The sequence below is a fragment of the Leifsonia naganoensis genome (genome assembly GCF_013410615.1).
GTDB lineage: Bacteria > Actinomycetota > Actinomycetes > Actinomycetales > Microbacteriaceae > Leifsonia > Leifsonia aquatica.
Genome location: NZ_JACCHJ010000001.1, coordinates 4133084 through 4149371, shown reverse-complemented (window position 1 = coordinate 4149371; position 16288 = coordinate 4133084). Strand labels below are relative to the sequence as shown.

Genomic DNA, 16288 nt, shown 5'->3' with positions numbered 1-16288 from the left:
GACACCCGCGTCACCCGTAGCGGCCGAGGGGCAGCAGCACCGACGGCGGCACCCGGTCGAAGAACAACAGCGGCGAGACGTAGGCGCCGTCCACCCGCACGCCGACGTGGAGGCACGAGTCGGCGCAGTGTCCACCCGATGCCAGGAGGCCGATCACAGAGCCACGTGCGACGGACTGACCGGCGATGAGGTCCGTCGCCAGCGGCTCGTAGCTCGAGAGCACGCCGCCGCCGTGGTCCAGCGTGAGTACCGGCCGGTCCACGACGACCCCGGCGAACCGGACCGTCGCATCGGCCGGCGCCGTCACGTGCAGCTCGGGCGTCGCGGCCAGGTCGATGCCGCGGTGCCCGGCGGCGTACGGCGTCGGGGGAGCGGCGTAGGCGTCGACCACCCGGGGCGGCATGACCGGCCACGCCCACCGCGGCGCGGAGCCGGGCGCGGTGGCGCGCGCCGGCGTCGACGCGGCCGGATCGATCACGGGCGTGGCGTGCGCAACGGCAGAACCGGGCGCGAGCACGGCCGCGGCACCCGCCGGCGCACCGGTCACCACCACTCCCGCCGCCACCAGGACGAGAGCACGCACCCGCCACGCCCGCACCCGCCACGCCCGCACCCGCCGCACCCGCTCGGCGGCACCGCCGCCCGCGATCTCCCTGCCCCGTCGTCCCATCGCGCGCCCCTCCCGTCACCTCCACCCTCGTGGGGCGGCGGACGGATGGCGGGGCGCGAGCGCGAACGGTGGAGAACGGTCATTCTGCACATCCGACGCATGTCGATATTGCCCTGCGGCGATCCGGGCGTACCGTGTCTAGCGCCGGTTCGCGCTCGCCAGGGCGGGGCCAGCGGACCACGGCGGGACACAACCGAACAAGGGGAAGACATGTCAGGACAACGCAGCGGCACCGATGAGGCCGGGAACGAGGTCACCCACCAGCCCAGTGGCGCGATGCGGCGCAAGGCGACGGGACTGGCCATCGCGGCGGCCGTCGGCGGCTTCCTCTTCGGTTTCGACTCGTCCGTCATCAACGGAGCGGTCGACTCGATCGGCACGCACTTCGAGCTGAACGCGTTCGTCAAGGGCTTCGTCGTCGCGGTCGCCCTCCTGGGCTGCGCGCTCGGCGCGTACATCGCCGGCCGGCTCGCCGACCGCTGGGGCCGGCTCAAGGTCATGCTCCTCGGCGCCGTCCTGTTCTTCGTCAGCTCCATCGGAGCCGGCCTCGCGTTCTCGGTCTGGGACCTCGGGCTGTGGCGCGTGGTGGGCGGTCTCGGCATCGGCATCGCGTCCGTCGTGGCGCCGGCGTACATCGCCGAGATCGCGCCCCGTCAGCGCCGTGGCGGACTGGCCTCGCTGCAGCAGCTGGCGATCACCATCGGTATCTTCGCCGCGCTCCTCTCCGACGCCCTGCTCGCGAACGGCAACCCGTCGCGCGAGATCTGGTTCGGGCTGGAGGCCTGGCGGTGGATGTTCCTCGTCGGCGTCATCCCCTCGGCCGTCTACGGCATCATCGCCCTGACCGTCCCGGAGTCGCCGCGCTTCCTGCTGGCGACGGGCCGTCGCGACGAAGCGCGCAAGGTGTTCCAGACCCTCGTCCCCGCAGAGGACCTCGACCGGTCGATCAAGGACATCGAGGACTCGATCAAGGCGGACAAGGAGGGCCTCAAGGCGACCCTGCGCGGCAATGTGCTGGGACTGAAGGGCATCGTCTGGATCGGCATCATCCTGTCGGTGTTCCAGCAGTTCGTCGGCATCAACGTGATCTTCTACTACTCGACGACGCTGTGGAGCGCGGTGGGCTTCACGAAGGCGGACTCGCTGACCATCAGCGTGATCACGTCGATCACGAACGTGGTGGTCACCGTCGTCGCCATCCTGCTGGTGGACCGCATCGGCCGCCGCCCCATCCTCCTCACCGGCTCGGTCGGCATGGCGGTCTCGCTCGGCACGATGGCGCTCGCGTTCGCCTTCGCGGACAAGGGAGCGGACGGCGCCGTGAGCCTCCCGGGCGCGTGGGGTCCGATCGCCCTCGTGGCCGCGAACATCTTCGTGATCTGCTTCGGCGCCTCGTGGGGCCCGCTGGTCTGGGTGCTGCTGGGAGAGATCTTCCCCACGAAGATCCGCGGCAAGGCGCTCGGACTCGCGGCGGCGGCCCAGTGGATCGCCAACTTCCTCATCACCGTGTCCTTCCCGCCGATGGCCGACTTCTCCCTGGTGTTCACGTACGGGATGTACGCGTTCTTCGCCGCCCTGTCGTTCTTCTTCGTGTTCTTCAAGATCCCCGAGACGAACGGCATGGCGCTCGAGCAGGCGGAGACCCTGTTCACCAACGCGAAGGGTCGCGGGCGCGGGCCGCAGGTGCGCTCCAGCGGCGACTCCGCGTGACTCACCGTTCCTGATAGGATGTGCGAAGCACTCCGCTCGTCGGAGTGACTACGCGTGCCCGGACACCCGCAGGGTGGGGCGCACTTCCACCGGTCTCCCTCACACATCCTCGCGGTTCTTCCGCGCGGGACGAACGGGGAGCGGAGGTGCGCGGGGCACCAGGAGCGGTGGCCGCCGGCCGCCGTGGACAACCGCACACCGCACCCGAGCGTCGAACATCACGCCGGGCGCGTCAAACACAAGGAGAAACGGCAATGGCCGTCGTCACCATGCGCCAGCTGCTCGACAGCGGCGTCCACTTCGGACACCAGACCCGCCGCTGGAACCCGAAGATGAAGCGATTCATCCTCACGGAGCGCTCGGGCAGCTACATCATCGACCTGCAGCAGTCGCTCACGTACATCGACAAGACCTACGACTTCGTCCGCGAGACGGTCGCCCACGGCGGCACCATTCTCTTCGTCGGCACGAAGAAGCAGGCGCAGCAGGCGATCGCCGAGCAGGCGACCCGCGTGGGCCAGCCCTACGTCAACCAGCGCTGGCTGGGTGGTCTGCTGACCAACTTCCAGACCGTGTCCAAGCGCCTCGCCCGCATGAAGGAGCTCGAGGAGCTCGACTTCGAGGGCACCACCAGCGGCTTCACCAAGAAGGAGCTGCTGATCAAGAAGCGCGAGCTGGACAAGCTGCACAAGTCGCTCGGCGGTATCCGCAACCTGACGAAGACCCCGAGCGCGCTCTGGGTCGTCGACACCAAGAAGGAGCACCTCGCGATCGACGAGGCGAAGAAGCTGGGCATCCCGGTCATCGCCATCCTCGACACGAACTGCGACCCGGACGAGGTCCAGTACCCGATCCCGGGTAACGACGACGCCATCCGCTCGGTCGGCCTCCTGACCCGCATCGTCGCCGACGCCGCGGCCGAGGGCCTCATCCAGCGTCACCAGAAGCCCGAAGAGGGCACCGAGCCGGCCGAGCCGCTCGCCGAGTGGGAGCAGGAGCTGCTCCAGGGCCAGGCCGAGGTGCAGTCGAGCGCCGAGACCGAGAAGGCGGCCGACGCCGACCTCGCCGAGGCCGAGGCGGACTCCGCCGAGGTCATCGCCGAGGGCGAGGCGGACGCTGAGGTCGCAGCCGAGGCGGAGGCCGTTGCCGACGCCGAGGCCGAGACCAAGTAGTCCCCACCCCACACCCGCTTTCGACAAGAAGGTTCCAGTCAGAACATGGCAAACATCAGCATCGCTGACATCAAGGCCCTGCGCGAGCAGCTCGGCACGGGCATGGTCGACACCAAGAAGGCGCTCGAAGAGGCCGGCGGCGACATCGAGAAGGCGACCGAGATCCTGCGCCTGAAGGGTGCGAAGGGCAACGCGAAGCGTGCCGACCGCTCCACCAGCGAGGGCCTCGTCGCGGCCAAGGAGAACGGCAACGGCTCCGCCACCATGATCGAGCTCGCGTGCGAGACCGACTTCGTGGCGAAGGGCGAGAAGTTCATCGCCCTGGCCGACAAGGTCCTGGACGCGGCGGCCGCCGCGGGCGCGACCACCGTCGAGGAGGCCCTGGCCGCCCCCGCCGGCAGCCAGACCGTCGCCGAGCTCATCGGTGACGAGGCCGCCATCCTGGGCGAGAAGGTGGAGCTCCGCCGCGTCGCCTCGGTCTCGGGCGAGCACTTCGCGATCTACCTGCACAAGACCTCCAAGGACCTGCCGCCGCAGGTCGGTGTCGTGGTCGGCTACGCCGGCGACGACGCGGAGACCGCCCGCAGCATCGCGCAGCACATCTCGTTCGCCAACCCGACCTACCTCACCCGTGAGGACGTCCCGGCCGCCGAGGTCGAGAACGAGCGTCGCATCGTCGAGGAGATCTCGCGCAACGAGGGCAAGCCGGAGGCCGCGCTCCCGAAGATCATCGAGGGTCGCCTCGGTGCGTTCTTCAAGCAGGTCGCCCTGCTCGAGCAGGAGTACGCCCGCGACAACAAGCTGACCATCGCCCAGGTGCTGAAGGACTCGGGTCTCACCGTGTCCGGCTTCGCCCGGTTCAAGGTCGGCGCCTAAAGCACCGATGAAGGAGTCCGGATCGCTCACCAGCGATCCGGACTCCTTTTCTGTGCGCCCACCCATAGGCGCACGACACACCACGCACTAGCGTAAGAACGAATCAGTCACGGAAGGACCAATCACGCATGTCGGCAGCAACCAAGAGGCGCAGGGTCCTTCTCAAGCTCTCCGGCGAGGCGTTCGGCGCCGGGCAGCTCGGCGTCAACCCCGACATCGTCAGCGGCATCGCCCGCGAGATCGCCCAGGCAGCCGAAGACGTCGAGATCGCGATCGTCGTCGGCGGAGGCAACTTCTTCCGCGGTGCGGAGCTCTCCCAGCGAGGCATGGATCGCGGTCGTGCCGACTACATGGGCATGCTCGGCACCGTGATGAACTCCCTCGCGCTGCAGGACTTCCTCGAGCAGGCCGGCGCCGAGACGCGCGTGCAGTCGGCGATCTCGATGACCCAGGTCGCCGAGCCCTACATCCCGCGCCGTGCCGAGCGCCACCTCGAGAAGGGCCGCGTCGTGATCTTCGGTGCCGGCGCCGGCCTCCCGTACTTCTCGACGGACACGGTCGCCGCCCAGCGCGCGCTGGAGATCAGCGCTGACGTCGTCCTGGTCGCCAAGAACGGCGTCGACGGGATGTACGACGACGACCCGCGCACCAACCCCGACGCACGCAAGATCGACCACATCAGCCACCAGGAGGCTCTGCAGCAGAACCTGAAGGCCGTCGACTCGACCGCGCTCAGCCTCTGCATGGACAACGGGATGCCCATGCGCATCTTCGGCATCGAGCCGGCCGGCAACGTGACGGCCGCGCTGCTGGGCGCCGAGATCGGCACCCTGCTCGGCTGACCGGCCCCCGCCGGGCCCGCCCCGCCGCCTGGCGCGGTGCCGGGGCTCTAGACTAGAACCCGATTGACCGATCTGAAGGAGAAACCGTGATCGCCGATGTGATTTCCGACGTCCGCCAGCGTATGAGCAAGACCGTGGACGCGGCGAAGGAGGACTTCGGCACCGTGAGCGCGGGCCGTGCCAACCCGGCGCTCTTCCAGAAGGTCCTCGTGGACTACTACGGCTCGCCGACCCCGCTGGCCCAGCTGGCCGGTCTGCAGAACCCGGAGGCGCGCGTCCTCCTCGTCACGCCGTACGACAAGTCGGCGCTGAAGGAGATCGAGAAGGCCATCGTCGCGATGCCGAGCCTCTCCGCGAACGTCGGCAACGACGGCGAGATCGTCCGCGTCACGCTCCCCGAGCTGACCGAGGACCGCCGCAAGGAGTTCGTCAAGATCGTCCGCGGCAAGGGCGAGGACGCCAAGGTCGCGCTCCGCAACATCCGCCGCAAGGCGAAGGACGACCTGGACGCCCTCAAGGGCGAGGTCGGCGACGACGAGGTGGCGCGTGGCGAGAAGGAGCTGGAGACCATCACGCGCACGCACGTCGAGGCCGTCGACGAGGCGTTGAAGCGCAAGGAAGCCGAGCTCCTCGAGGTCTAACCATGAGCGAGGGGAGCGGCACCGGCGCGCCCCGCACGCCGGAGACGGGCAGGCGGGGGAAGCCGCGTTCGCGTGAAGAGCTGCGCGCCCAGGTCCAGGCCACCCGCGCCGATTTCGAACGGCAGGTGCAGGCGCGCAAGGCGCAGCTGGACGCCACGAACGAGCTCATCGAGCAGCGGACCGGGCGCAATCTCATCCTGGCGATCCTGATCGGGCTCGTGGCGGGCGTGATCGTCGTCGGGAGCCTGATCTTCATCAAGGAGCTCTTCATCCCGTTCGGGATGGCGATGGCGGGGTTCGCGGCGTTCGAGCTGACACAGGCGTTCCGCAGCGCCGGCCGCCGGATCCCGCGCATCCCGACCGTCCTGGCCGCGGTGGCGATCATCCCGGCCTCGTTCTGGTTCCACGCGGGAGGTCAGCTCGTCGCGCTGTCCGCGGGCATCGCGCTGGTCGTGGTGTGGCGCCTCGTGGAGGAGCTCGCGGTCCCCGCCCGGCGTGCCGGGGGTGCCGCGCTGGGTCGAGACCTGACCTGGAGCATCCTCGTCCAGCTGTACGTCAGTCTGCTCGCGAGCTTCGTCCTGCTGCTCCTCGCGGAGCCGGGGGGCGAGTGGTGGGTCCTGGCGTTCGTCATCATCGTGGTGGCGGTCGACACGGGCGCCTATGCGGCCGGCCTGTCCTGGGGCAAGCACCCGATGGCGCCGACGATCAGCCCCAAGAAGACCTGGGAGGGCTTCGCGGGCGCCGCGACGACCGCCGTGGTCGCGGGCGTGCTGCTGTCCCTGTTCATGATCGACCAGCCCTGGTGGTTCGGTGTCGTGTTCGGCGTCGTCCTGCTCCTCACCGCGACGGCGGGAGATCTCGCCGAGTCGCTGATCAAGCGCGACCTCGGCATCAAGGACATGAGCTCGTGGCTGCCCGGTCACGGCGGGTTCCTCGACCGGCTCGACTCGATCCTGCCGTCGGCCGCGGCGACGTACGTGCTGTTCCTCATCTTCCGATGACAGAATGGGGGCGTGAGCACCTTTCCCCGCACCCCGAAGAAGCAGGGATACGACGTCGAGCAGGTCGACGCCTTCCTGCAGACCGCCCGGCGCGCCTACGACGCTGACGAGGCCTCCGCGCCGATGACGGCGGCCGACATCCGCCGCACGGCCTTCTCGATGCAGAAGGGCGGCTACTCGACGACGCACGTCGACGCGGCCCTGGAACGCCTGGAGGACGCCTTCGCCCAGCGCGAGCGCGACCAGGCCCGCCAGGCCGCCGGCGACGAGGCCTGGTTCGCGGATGCCCGCACGACGGCGCAGGTGGTGCTCAACCGCCTCGACCGGCCGGTGGGGCACCGGTTCGACCGCGTGAGCATCCTGACCCTCGGCTACAACCGTCAGGACGTCGACCGGTTCGCGAACCGGCTCGTGAAGTACTTCCAGGACGGGCGTCCGATGAGCGTCGAAGAGGTACGCACGGCCACGTTCCGCGAGCAGCGCGGAGGGTACCGGGAGGTGCAGGTCGACCTGCTCCTCGACAGCGTCACGGACGTGATGCTCGCCGTCCGGTGAGGCTGGCTGTTGCCTGAGGGAGGGCGCGGTTTCTTGGATTGTCCGCCGAAGTCCGTTATGGTCTTGTGATCGTGGGTAGACGAGAAACAGCAGAGATCGTTCCGCTGACACCGGCCAACCCGGTCGGAGTCGCATTCAAGCGATCCCGACGACCGCACATCCGGTCGCGAGCCCTGCTCTGGGGCTTCGCGTTCAGCGCCGCCGTGGGCTTCGCCCTGGTGAACGTCGTGGACCCGTATTCGGGTTCGACGGCAGCCCCGGCCTACGCCGACACGCTCCCCAGCCCGCAGACGACCTCCCGCTTCGGAGGCGCTCCGACGCAGTCGCTCACGGCACCGGACTCGTACACCACAGCCGTCCAGCGTGACACGGTGAGCGTCAAGGCCAAGCCGACGCCGACGCCGACCCCCACGCCGACCCCGTCGGCCAGCAAGTCGTCCTCGTCCGCTGCTCCGGCCGCGGGCAAGCCCGACCCGGGCACGGCCAAGGCGATCGCCTACGAGATGCTCCAGGCCCGGGGGATGGGCGACGACCAGTACAGCTGCCTCGTCTCGCTCTGGAACCGCGAATCCGGCTGGAACGTGTACGCCCACAACGGCGGCAGCGGCGCCTACGGCATCCCGCAGGCCCTTCCCGGCAGCAAGATGGCCTCCGCCGGCGCCGACTGGGAGAGCAACCCCGCCACGCAGATCACGTGGGGCCTGGGCTACATCACCGGTCGCTACGGCACCCCGTGCGGTGCGTGGGACCACTCGGAGTCCTCCGGCTGGTACTGACCGGTACCCGGGCGCGGTCGGTTTAGACTGGTCGGATGCCGCGCAGCAACCGTCCCCGAGGCCGTCATGGCCAGGGGCGCGGCCATGTCGACGACCAGCAGAACGACGGTCTCGACCGGCTGATGGCCGGCTGGCGTCGCACCGAGACCCGTCGCGGCACCGAATGGAACGTCCAGCCCGTCTCGGCCGCTCAGGCGCAGAAGAGCTACGTGTGCCCGGGCTGCGGCCGTGACATCGTTCCGGGCGTCGCCCACCTGGTGGCGTGGCGCGCCGACGGCGTGCTGGGGGACTCCGCCGACCTGGCCGCGCGCCGGCACTGGCACGAGGCCTGCTGGAAGATCGCCTGACGGCTCGCGCCGCCGAGAGAGACGAGAACGATCACGTGACGACGACCACCGAGATCCGCGGCGGCATCGAGCTGCCCGCGCACCGCGAGGACATCGAGCTGCACACCCGGGACGGGCTCACGCTCGTCGGGGAGCTCGCGACCCCGCTCGACCGGCCGCCCGTCGCGACGCTCGTCACCCTGCATCCCCTCCCCACGGCCGGCGGGTTCATGGACTCCCACATCCTGCGCAAGGCGGCCGGGAGGCTTCCCGCACTGGCCGACATCGCCGTCCTGCGCTTCAACACGCGCGGCACGGCATCCCCGCGCGGTCGCAGTGAGGGCGAGTTCGGGCACGGCGTCGAGGAGCGCTACGACGTCGAGGCGGCCATGGCGTTCGTCACCGAGCGCGGCCTCCCGCACCCGTGGCTGCTCGGCTGGTCGTTCGGCACGGAGCTCGCCCTCATGTACGGACGCGAGTGCCCGGTCGACGGCGTGATCCTGCTCTCGCCGCCGCTGCACCGCGCGAAGCCCGAGCACCTGGCCGCGTGGGCGGGGGACACCCGGCCGATCGTGGCGCTCATCCCGGAGCACGACGACTACCTGCAGCCCGCGGAGGCCGCCCAGCGGTTCGCCCCGCTGCCGCAGATCGAGCTCGTCGACGTGGCCGGCGGCAAGCACCTGTGGGTGGGGGAGAACCAGACCCGGCGCGTGCTCGACGAGATCGTCGCGCGCCTGAACCCGGCCGCGCTCCCGCTCCCGACCGAGTGGGCCGGAGCCTAGAGCTCGTTCTGCCGCGGGATGACGACCTGCTTGATGATCAGCAGGAGCGCCGCCGCGAACGGGATGGCCACAAGCGCGCCCAGGATGCCGAGGAGGGTGCCGCCGGCGAGGGCGGCGACCACGACCAGAGCGCCGGGCACGGAGACGGCGCGGTTCATGATGCGCGGGCTGAGCACGTATGCCTCGACCTGCATGTAGACCAGGTAGTAGATGGCGGCGGCGATCGCCGTCGGCGGTCCGGACAGGATGCACACCGCGACGATGATGACGGAGCCGGTGATCGTGCCGACCAGCGGGATCAACGAGAAGAAGAAGGCGATCGTCGCCAGCAGCACCGGGAACTTGGCGCCGATGATCGTCAGGAAGATGGCGCTCAGCACGCCGTTCACCAGGGCGAGCGACACCTGGCCCATGACGTACTTGCCGACCGAGTCGGTGATCTGGTCGCCCAGATCGGCGAAGCGTGAGCGACGGGAGGCCGGCACCAGCTGGTAGGCCGCGCGCTTGATGCTCGGCAGCGACGCCGTGAAATAGATCGTGAGGATGATCACGATGATGACACCGAAGGCGCCCTGGACGATGCCCGAGGCCGTCTGCAGCACCTTCGAGGTGATGTCGGGGAGGTTCTGCTGGAGCCACTGCGTGACGGCGTTGATGTTCTGATCGTTGATGACCGACGGGAACTGGTGCTGGAGGCTCTGGAACCAGTCCTCCGCGCCGCCGCTGTTCACCCAGCTGATCGTGTTGTTCACGAGCTGGGTGGCCTGGGAGATCGCGACCGGCACGATCGCCCAGATCACCCCGACGAAGGCGCCGATGATCACGACGAGCGTGATGGTCAGCGCCAGCCAGCGTGGGAAGCGCCGCCGCTCCAGGAAGGAGATGAGCGGCTCGATCCCCAGCGCGAGGAAGAGCGCGGCGCCGATGTAGGTGATGATCGTCGCGAGGCTGACGATCGACGTCAGGATCAGGATGCCCAGCCCGACGCCGAGCGTCCCGATCAGGCCGACGCGGAAAGCGTTCTGAATCTTCATGGTTCCCCCGGTCCGGTCGGTCAGTCGCGCTCGGTGGTGACGCTCTCGGCCTGCTGGAGCATGCCGCGGAGGTTCTCGAAGTAGCCGGCGACGGCTTCGCGCTCGATCTTGATCTTGGCGAGGCTCTCCTCGGCGTCCGCCACGAGCCGCTTGCTGCGCTCCTCCGCTTCGTCGAGCTGGGCGGCCGCGCGCTCCTCGGCGTCGCGCACGATCGCCGCAGCGGTCTGCTCGGCCTCCTTGCGCGCCTTCTTCATGGTCTCGCGCGCCTCGGCCTCGAGGGACTCGCTCTCCGAGCGCGCCTGCGCCGTGCGCTTCGTGGCCTCCTGGAGCTGCGCGTTCGCGTCATCGAGGTACTTCTGCGTCTGGGCGACGGCCTCCTGGTGACGAGTCAGGTACTCCTTCTCGGCCTCGTCGCGGCGGGCCCGCAGCTCGACGTCGAGGTCGATACGGGCCTGCTGGACCTCGTGCGTGCGGGCGTCGAGCTCGGCGAGCGTGCTCGTGCGCAGCGTCGTCAGCTCGGTCTCGAGAGCGGCCCGCGCGTCCGCTGCCTCCTGCTCGAACTCGGCGGTGCGCTCGGCGATCTCGGCGGCGAGGGCGGTGCGCGCCTCCGCCACCTCGGCCTCCAGGGCCGTGCGGGCCTCTCCGGTCTCCTTCTCGAGGGCGACGCGGGCCTGCTGCGTCTCGTCGGCGAGGGTCAGACGCGTCTGCTCCGCTTCCGCCTCCAGAGCGATCCGCTGCTGCTCGCGCTCGTTGGCGAGCTCGTTCGCGGTGGACTCGCGCTGGTCGGCGAGCTCGACGGCCGTGCGCCGGGCGTCCTCCGCCAGCGTGGTGCGGCTGCGCTCGGTCTCCTCCGCGAGCCGCGACGACGTCTGCTCGACCTCGGCGGCGAGGGCGGACTTGGTCTGCTCGACCTCGGCGGCCAGGGCCGACTTCGTCGTGCTGACCTCCGTCTCCAGAGCCGACCGCGCCTGCTCCGTGTCGGCGGCCAGCTTCGTCGTGGTCTGCTCGACCTCGGCCGCGAGGGCGGACTTGGTCTGCTCGACCTCCGCGGCGAGGGCGGACTTGGTCTGCTCGACCTCGGCGGCGAGGGCCGACTTCGTGGTCGCGACCTCCGTCTCGAGCGTGGAGGTGGTCTGCTCCACCTCTGCGGCCAGGCCGGCCCGCGTGGACTCGACCTCGGCCGCGAGCCGTGCCTGCGTCGACGTGACCTCGGCCTGGAGGGCGCTGCGTCCCTGCGAGAGCTCGTCGGCGAGGGCGGTGCGCGCGGCGTCCACCTCGGCGGCGAGATCGGCGCGGAGCTGGGTCGCCTCGGCGTCCAGCTCCCGGCGACGGCGCTCGGTCTCGGCCTCCAGCTCGGCGCGGGACGTCTCCGCGGCGGCGGCGAGCTCGCTGGCGCTCCGCTCCCGGTCCGCGGCGAGCTCGGCGGCCGTCGCGGTGCGCTCGGCGTCCAGCGCCGCGCGGGTCTCCGTGGACTCCTTCTCGAGCGCCGTGCGCGTCTGCAGGGTGTCGTCGGCGAGCTGCGTGGTCGTGCGCTCGACCTCGTCCGCGAGCTCGGCCTTGGTGCGGGTGACCTCGTCGGCGAGGGCGGACTGCGTCCGCGTCACCTCGTCCGAGAGCTCGGCCTTGGTGCGGGTGACCTCCTCCGCGAGCGCGGACTGCGTCCGGGCGACCTCGTCCGCGAGCTCGGTGCGCGCGCGGTCGACCTCGTCGGTCAAGGCCGAACGCGTGGTGGTGACCTCGTCGGCGAGCGCCGAGCGGGTCTGCTCCACCTCGGCGGCCAGGGCGGCCTTCGTCTGCTCGACCTCGAGGGCGAGCGCCCTCGTGGTCTGCTCCACCTCGGTCTTCAGGGAGAGCCGCGTGGTGGCGTCCTCGTCGGCGAGGTCGGCGCGCGTCTGAGCGGACTCCGCCGCCAGCGTCGCACGCTGCTGCTCGACCTCGGCCGCGAGGTCGGCGCGGGTCTGCGCCGCTTCGGCCGCGAGCTCGGCGCGCAACCGTGCCTCGTCGGCCGCCAGACGGTCGGCGGTCTCGGCCACGCGACGGTCCAGGTCCAGGCGGATCTGCGCCGCCTCCCGCTCGAACGCGGCGCGATCCTGGGCGAACGCGCCCTCGAGCTCGCCGCGGCGGGCCTCGATGGTCCGCTCCAGCTCGGCCGCCTCGGCACGCGCGGCCGCGGCCTCCCGGGACGCGACGGCCTTCAGCTCGGCGGCCTCCCGGTCGGCCTCCGCGCGCAGGGCGGCCGCCTCGCGCTTGCTCGTGGCGCGCAGCTCTGCGGCCTCGGTGGCGACGGCGCCGCGGATCCCCGCCGCCTCGCGCATGGCGTCGTTGAGGAGGGTCTCCTTGTCGGCGCGCGTCTTCGCCTGGAGCTCGGTCGCCTCGATCTGGGCGTCCTCAAGGGCGGTGGTGGCGCGCGCGGTGGCATCGGCGATCAGGCGCTCCGCCTGCTGGGCTGCGGCCTTCTTGACCTTCTCGATCTCATCGGCGACGCCGGCGCGCAGCTTCTCAGCGTCGATGTCGGCCTGGGCGATCAGGCGGGTGGACTGCTCCTCGGCGACCCGGAGGGTGTTCTCGAGCTTGGTGCCGAGCCCCGAGTAGGTGGGGCTGCCGACCTCTTCGATCTCCGCACTCAGCTCGTCGATGCGGAGCTGGAGGCGCTTGATCTCCTTGGTCGAGTCCGAAGCCTGCGTGTTCGACTTGATCAGCTCGCGCCGCAGCTCCTGAACCGCCTTGTCGACTTCGTCCTTGTCGTACCCGCGGAAGACCTGCGTGAAGTTCGATTCATCGATGGCCACGTGTGTTACTCCTGAAATGTCCGGACGCGAGCTGCTCGCACGCCGCATCGATCTTACATTTGGCGCCGGGTACCCGCATGGGGGACTGCACTCTCGTGCAGGGAACGGTTAGATGCCTTTCAGGGTGCTCGACTATCGTGGAGTGTCTGTGCCCGCCCCCCTCCCGGCACACGAGGAGATCTGTTTGCGTTTCGTACTCGCCATCGTCGCGTTCGTGGTGGCCGCCGTCATGATCGTCGCCGGCATCGCCCAGCGGACGGTTTTCGCACCTCCCTCGCAGTTGACCGCGAGCGCCACGGTGCCCGACGACGCCCGCTACGTGGTCATCGCCGGCTCGGCGCTGAACGCTCACAGCGGCCAGCAGACGCTCTCGGTCAGCGGTGCCCCCGACGTGAAGTCGCAGGTCGTCGCGATCGGGCGGACGGAGGATGTGACGGCGTGGCTCGGCACGGAGAAGTACGTGGCGGTCGGGTACGACTCGACCGCGGACAAGCTGACGACCCGCACGGTCACGCCGAAGGCGACGACGGATTCGACGGATTCGACGGACACCCCGACTCCTGCGCCGACAGCGTCCGCCCCGGCGGGCGGCACCGGCGAGAAGGCGGCGGCGGGCCCCAACCCCACGGGTTCCGATCTGTGGCTGGAGGAGTACGACGGCGCGGACGCGCAGGTCACCCGCATGAGCATCCCCGACGGGGTGAGCGTGCTCGTGGCCTCCGACGGCACGAAGCCGGCGCCGTCGAAGATCCTCCTCACCTGGCCCGTCGACTCCAGCACCCCGTGGGCGTTCCCGCTGATCATCGGCGGCCTCGTCCTGCTCGTCATCGGAATCGCCCTCTACCTCTGGGGGCTTTACACCCACCGCAAATCGCGCGGACCGCGCCGGAAGAGCGGACCTAAAATGCCCAAACTCCCCAAAGCCCCCAAGTACAAGCCGAGCGCCGATGTGGAGGTCACGTCGCGCGGACGCCGCTCGACGCGCCGCTCCCGCGTGATCGCCCCCGCCGTCCTCGTCGGAGCGCTGTCGCTCTCCGGGATCGGGACGGGCGCCGCGTTCGCCGACGAGACGCCGACCCCGACGCCGACTCCGACCTCGACGTCCACCTCCACGTCGGTTCCGAAGCCGGTGAACCAGCTCCCGCCGGCCGTGACCGTCCCGCAGCTCGAGCGGATCATCAAGCGCATCTCGGTCTCCGCAGGCGATGCCGACGCGAAGGCCGACCCGGCCCTCGCCAAGCAGCGCTTCACCGGACCGGCGCTCCAGCTGCGCGAGGCCAACTACGCGATCCGGGCGAAGAAGGCCGACGAGCCCGCGCTGCCCGCGATCCCCGCCGATCCGATCGTGCTCTCCCTGCCGCAGTCGACCGACTCCTGGCCGCGAACCGTCGTCGCCGTGATCGAGATGCCGAAGGACGCCGCGGGCAAGGACCAGGCGCCGCAGGCGCTCACCCTCGTCCAGGACACGCCGCGCGACAACTACATGATCGAGTACGCGGTCTCCCTCGAGCCCAAGGCCAAGGTCCCGAACCTCGCGCCGGCCAGCATCGGCGCAGCCGCCGTCCGGCCCGACTCGAAGCTCCTCGCCCTTCCGCCGAACCAGGTGGCGGCGGCCTACGGCGACGTGCTCATGAACGGCGACCAGAGCAAGTACGCCAGCCTCTTCAGCGCGGACGGCGACACGCTGCGCACGGCGGTCGGCGCCGAATGGAAGGCCAAGCAGAAGGCGGCCGTCCCGGCGACGGCATCGCTGACCTTCACCACTGCCGTCGGCCCGAACCCCGACGTGGCCCTGGCGACGAACGACTCCGGCGCGATCGTCTGGGTCGACCTCCAGGAGGCGCAGCAGCTCAAGGTCGTCGAGGCGGGCGCCGAGGTGAACGCCGGACCGACCGCCGCCGCTCTCGGCGTCGCGAGCTCGAAGACGGGCATCGAGACCACCTACGGCTATCAGCTGGCCTTCTACGTGCCGCCGGCGGGATCGGACGCCAAGATCACCCTGCTCGGTTTCGCTCAGGGCATGGTCGCGGCCAAAGAGATCCAGTGATCCGGAGGCTCGCGCCGCGTATCGTTGAGAGTTGTGCTCACGCGGACCCGGTCCGCCTTCTGGAGGTGTCATGAGTCAGATCCCACCCCCGCCCACGAACCTGCGGGGCGCCGTCGACCTGAGTTCGCTGGTCAACCGTCCCGCCGCACCCGCCGCACCCGCGGCGCCCGTGGACGGTGCGCCTGCCGCGGCCGGTGAGGCGCTCGCGCTGCCGAGCCTCTACTTCGAGGGCACCGACGCCAACTTCAACGACTTCATCGACCTGTCGATGCGGGTGCCGATCGTCGTGGACCTGTGGGCGGAGTGGTGCGGCCCGTGCAAGCAGCTGAGCCCCATCCTCGACCGCGTCGTCGCCGACTACGCCGGGCGCGTGGTTCTCGTGAAGGTCGACGTGGATGCGAACCCGCAGCTCACGCAGGCCTTCCAGGCGCAGTCCATCCCGGCGGTCGCCGCCCTCGTGGGCGGGCGCCCGGTGCAGCTCTTCGTCGGGGCCCTCCCCGAGCAGGAGGTGCGCGACGTGTTCGCCCAGCTCCTCGAGCTCGCGGCGCAGAACGGCGTCACCGGCACGGTGACGGTCGACGGCGACGCCGGCCTGGCCCCGGATGGCGAGCAGGCCGCACAGGCCGAGCCCGAGCCCGAGCCGCTGCCTCCCCACCACGCCGAGGCCTACGAGGCGATCGAGCGCGGCGACTACGACACGGCGATCCAGGAGTACAAGACCGCGATCGCGCAGGATCCGCGCGACGCCATGGCCGTCGCCGGACTCGCCCAGGTGAGCCTGCTCGCGCGCCTGGCGGGCAAGACGCTCGATGCCATCCGTGGCGCCGCGGCCGCGGACCCGAGTGATGCGCAGGCCCAGCTGGATGTGGCGGACCTCGACCTCTCCGGCGGCCACGTGGAGGACGCGTTCGACCGGCTGCTCACGCTCTTCCCGACGCTGGACGCCCCGGGCAAGGACACCGTCCGGACCCGCATGCTCGACTATTTCGAGATCGTCGGGGTGGACGACCCTCGTGTCGCCAAGGCGCGGGCTAGGCTGACGTCGCTGCTCTACTGACGTCGCCGGC

The 16288-nt window shown here is 70.4% G+C and carries 15 protein-coding genes; 12 read left to right on the top strand and 3 right to left on the bottom strand.

Going from position 1 to position 16288, the window contains the following annotated elements:
• Positions 1-10: 10 nt before the first annotated feature.
• The gene (locus HNR14_RS19930) at positions 11-670 is read right to left on the bottom strand and encodes a murein hydrolase activator EnvC family protein (RefSeq protein ID WP_179702346.1); all 660 of its coding nucleotides are present in this window, start codon (positions 668-670) and stop codon (positions 11-13) included.
• 210 nt (positions 671-880) lie between these two features.
• Here HNR14_RS19930 and HNR14_RS19925 point away from each other — a divergent pair, with 210 nt between their 5' ends.
• The 10 genes from HNR14_RS19925 to HNR14_RS19880 all read left to right on the top strand — a co-directional run bounded on the left by HNR14_RS19925 (position 881) and on the right by HNR14_RS19880 (position 9351).
• Positions 881-2380 (top strand): sugar porter family MFS transporter, encoded by a 1500-nt coding sequence (locus tag HNR14_RS19925; RefSeq protein WP_179702345.1) that lies wholly within the window; start codon positions 881-883, stop codon positions 2378-2380.
• Between the two features lie 254 nt (positions 2381-2634).
• The gene (rpsB, locus tag HNR14_RS19920) at positions 2635-3552 is read left to right on the top strand and encodes a 30S ribosomal protein S2 (protein ID WP_021763574.1); all 918 of its coding nucleotides are present in this window, start codon (positions 2635-2637) and stop codon (positions 3550-3552) included.
• A gap of 45 nt (positions 3553-3597) precedes the next feature.
• Positions 3598-4428 carry a translation elongation factor Ts gene (gene tsf / locus HNR14_RS19915; protein WP_021763575.1) on the top strand — a complete coding sequence of 277 codons (831 nt, stop codon included), beginning with the start codon at positions 3598-3600 and terminating at the stop codon, positions 4426-4428.
• Positions 4429-4556: 128 nt separating this feature from the next.
• Positions 4557-5270, top strand: coding sequence for a UMP kinase (gene pyrH, locus HNR14_RS19910; protein WP_021763576.1), 714 nt, complete (start codon positions 4557-4559; stop codon positions 5268-5270).
• Between the two features lie 86 nt (positions 5271-5356).
• Entirely contained in the window at positions 5357-5911 is a 555-nt protein-coding gene (gene frr, locus HNR14_RS19905) for a ribosome recycling factor (RefSeq protein WP_021763577.1), read from the top strand.
• 2 nt (positions 5912-5913) lie between these two features.
• Positions 5914-6912, top strand: a complete 999-nt coding sequence (locus tag HNR14_RS19900) for a phosphatidate cytidylyltransferase (protein WP_179702344.1) — start codon at positions 5914-5916, stop codon at positions 6910-6912.
• A 12-nt stretch (positions 6913-6924) separates the two neighbouring features.
• Entirely contained in the window at positions 6925-7467 is a 543-nt protein-coding gene (locus HNR14_RS19895; RefSeq protein ID WP_179702343.1) for a DivIVA domain-containing protein, read from the top strand.
• 71 nt (positions 7468-7538) lie between these two features.
• Entirely contained in the window at positions 7539-8243 is a 705-nt protein-coding gene (locus HNR14_RS19890; protein ID WP_179702342.1) for an aggregation-promoting factor C-terminal-like domain-containing protein, read from the top strand.
• Between the two features lie 35 nt (positions 8244-8278).
• A complete protein-coding gene (locus HNR14_RS19885) occupies positions 8279-8590 on the top strand; it encodes a hypothetical protein (protein ID WP_179702341.1) in 312 nt (103 codons plus the stop codon).
• A 35-nt stretch (positions 8591-8625) separates the two neighbouring features.
• Entirely contained in the window at positions 8626-9351 is a 726-nt protein-coding gene (locus HNR14_RS19880) for an alpha/beta hydrolase (protein WP_179702340.1), read from the top strand.
• Here HNR14_RS19880 and HNR14_RS19875 read toward each other — a convergent pair.
• Positions 9348-10385, bottom strand: coding sequence for an AI-2E family transporter (locus tag HNR14_RS19875; RefSeq protein ID WP_021763583.1), 1038 nt, complete (start codon positions 10383-10385; stop codon positions 9348-9350). The two genes, HNR14_RS19880 and HNR14_RS19875, sit on opposite strands and share 4 nt — an antisense overlap.
• A 20-nt stretch (positions 10386-10405) precedes the next feature.
• Positions 10406-13174, bottom strand: a complete 2769-nt coding sequence (locus HNR14_RS19870) for a DivIVA domain-containing protein (RefSeq protein ID WP_179702339.1) — start codon at positions 13172-13174, stop codon at positions 10406-10408.
• A gap of 184 nt (positions 13175-13358) precedes the next feature.
• Between HNR14_RS19870 and HNR14_RS19865 the strand changes: the two genes are divergently transcribed.
• Both HNR14_RS19865 and HNR14_RS19860 read left to right on the top strand, forming a co-directional pair.
• Positions 13359-15221: a DUF8094 domain-containing protein gene (locus HNR14_RS19865; RefSeq protein ID WP_179702338.1), complete on the top strand. Its 1863-nt coding sequence runs from the start codon at positions 13359-13361 to the stop codon at positions 15219-15221.
• Positions 15222-15291: 70 nt separating this feature from the next.
• On the top strand, positions 15292-16278 hold the full coding sequence (locus HNR14_RS19860) for a tetratricopeptide repeat protein (RefSeq protein ID WP_179702337.1): 987 nt from the start codon (positions 15292-15294) through the stop codon (positions 16276-16278).
• Positions 16279-16288: the final 10 nt, after the last annotated feature.

Coding starts and splice junctions, on each gene's coding strand:
- HNR14_RS19930 (WP_179702346.1), bottom strand. CDS start 670: ATGGGACGACGGGGCAGGGAGATCGCGGGCGGCGGTGCCGCCGAGCGG.
- HNR14_RS19925 (WP_179702345.1), top strand. CDS start 881: ATGTCAGGACAACGCAGCGGCACCGATGAGGCCGGGAACGAGGTCACC.
- rpsB (WP_021763574.1), top strand. CDS start 2,635: ATGGCCGTCGTCACCATGCGCCAGCTGCTCGACAGCGGCGTCCACTTC.
- tsf (WP_021763575.1), top strand. CDS start 3,598: ATGGCAAACATCAGCATCGCTGACATCAAGGCCCTGCGCGAGCAGCTC.
- pyrH (WP_021763576.1), top strand. CDS start 4,557: ATGTCGGCAGCAACCAAGAGGCGCAGGGTCCTTCTCAAGCTCTCCGGC.
- HNR14_RS19900 (WP_179702344.1), top strand. CDS start 5,914: ATGAGCGAGGGGAGCGGCACCGGCGCGCCCCGCACGCCGGAGACGGGC.
- HNR14_RS19885 (WP_179702341.1), top strand. CDS start 8,279: ATGCCGCGCAGCAACCGTCCCCGAGGCCGTCATGGCCAGGGGCGCGGC.
- HNR14_RS19875 (WP_021763583.1), bottom strand. CDS start 10,385: ATGAAGATTCAGAACGCTTTCCGCGTCGGCCTGATCGGGACGCTCGGC.
- HNR14_RS19860 (WP_179702337.1), top strand. CDS start 15,292: ATGAGTCAGATCCCACCCCCGCCCACGAACCTGCGGGGCGCCGTCGAC.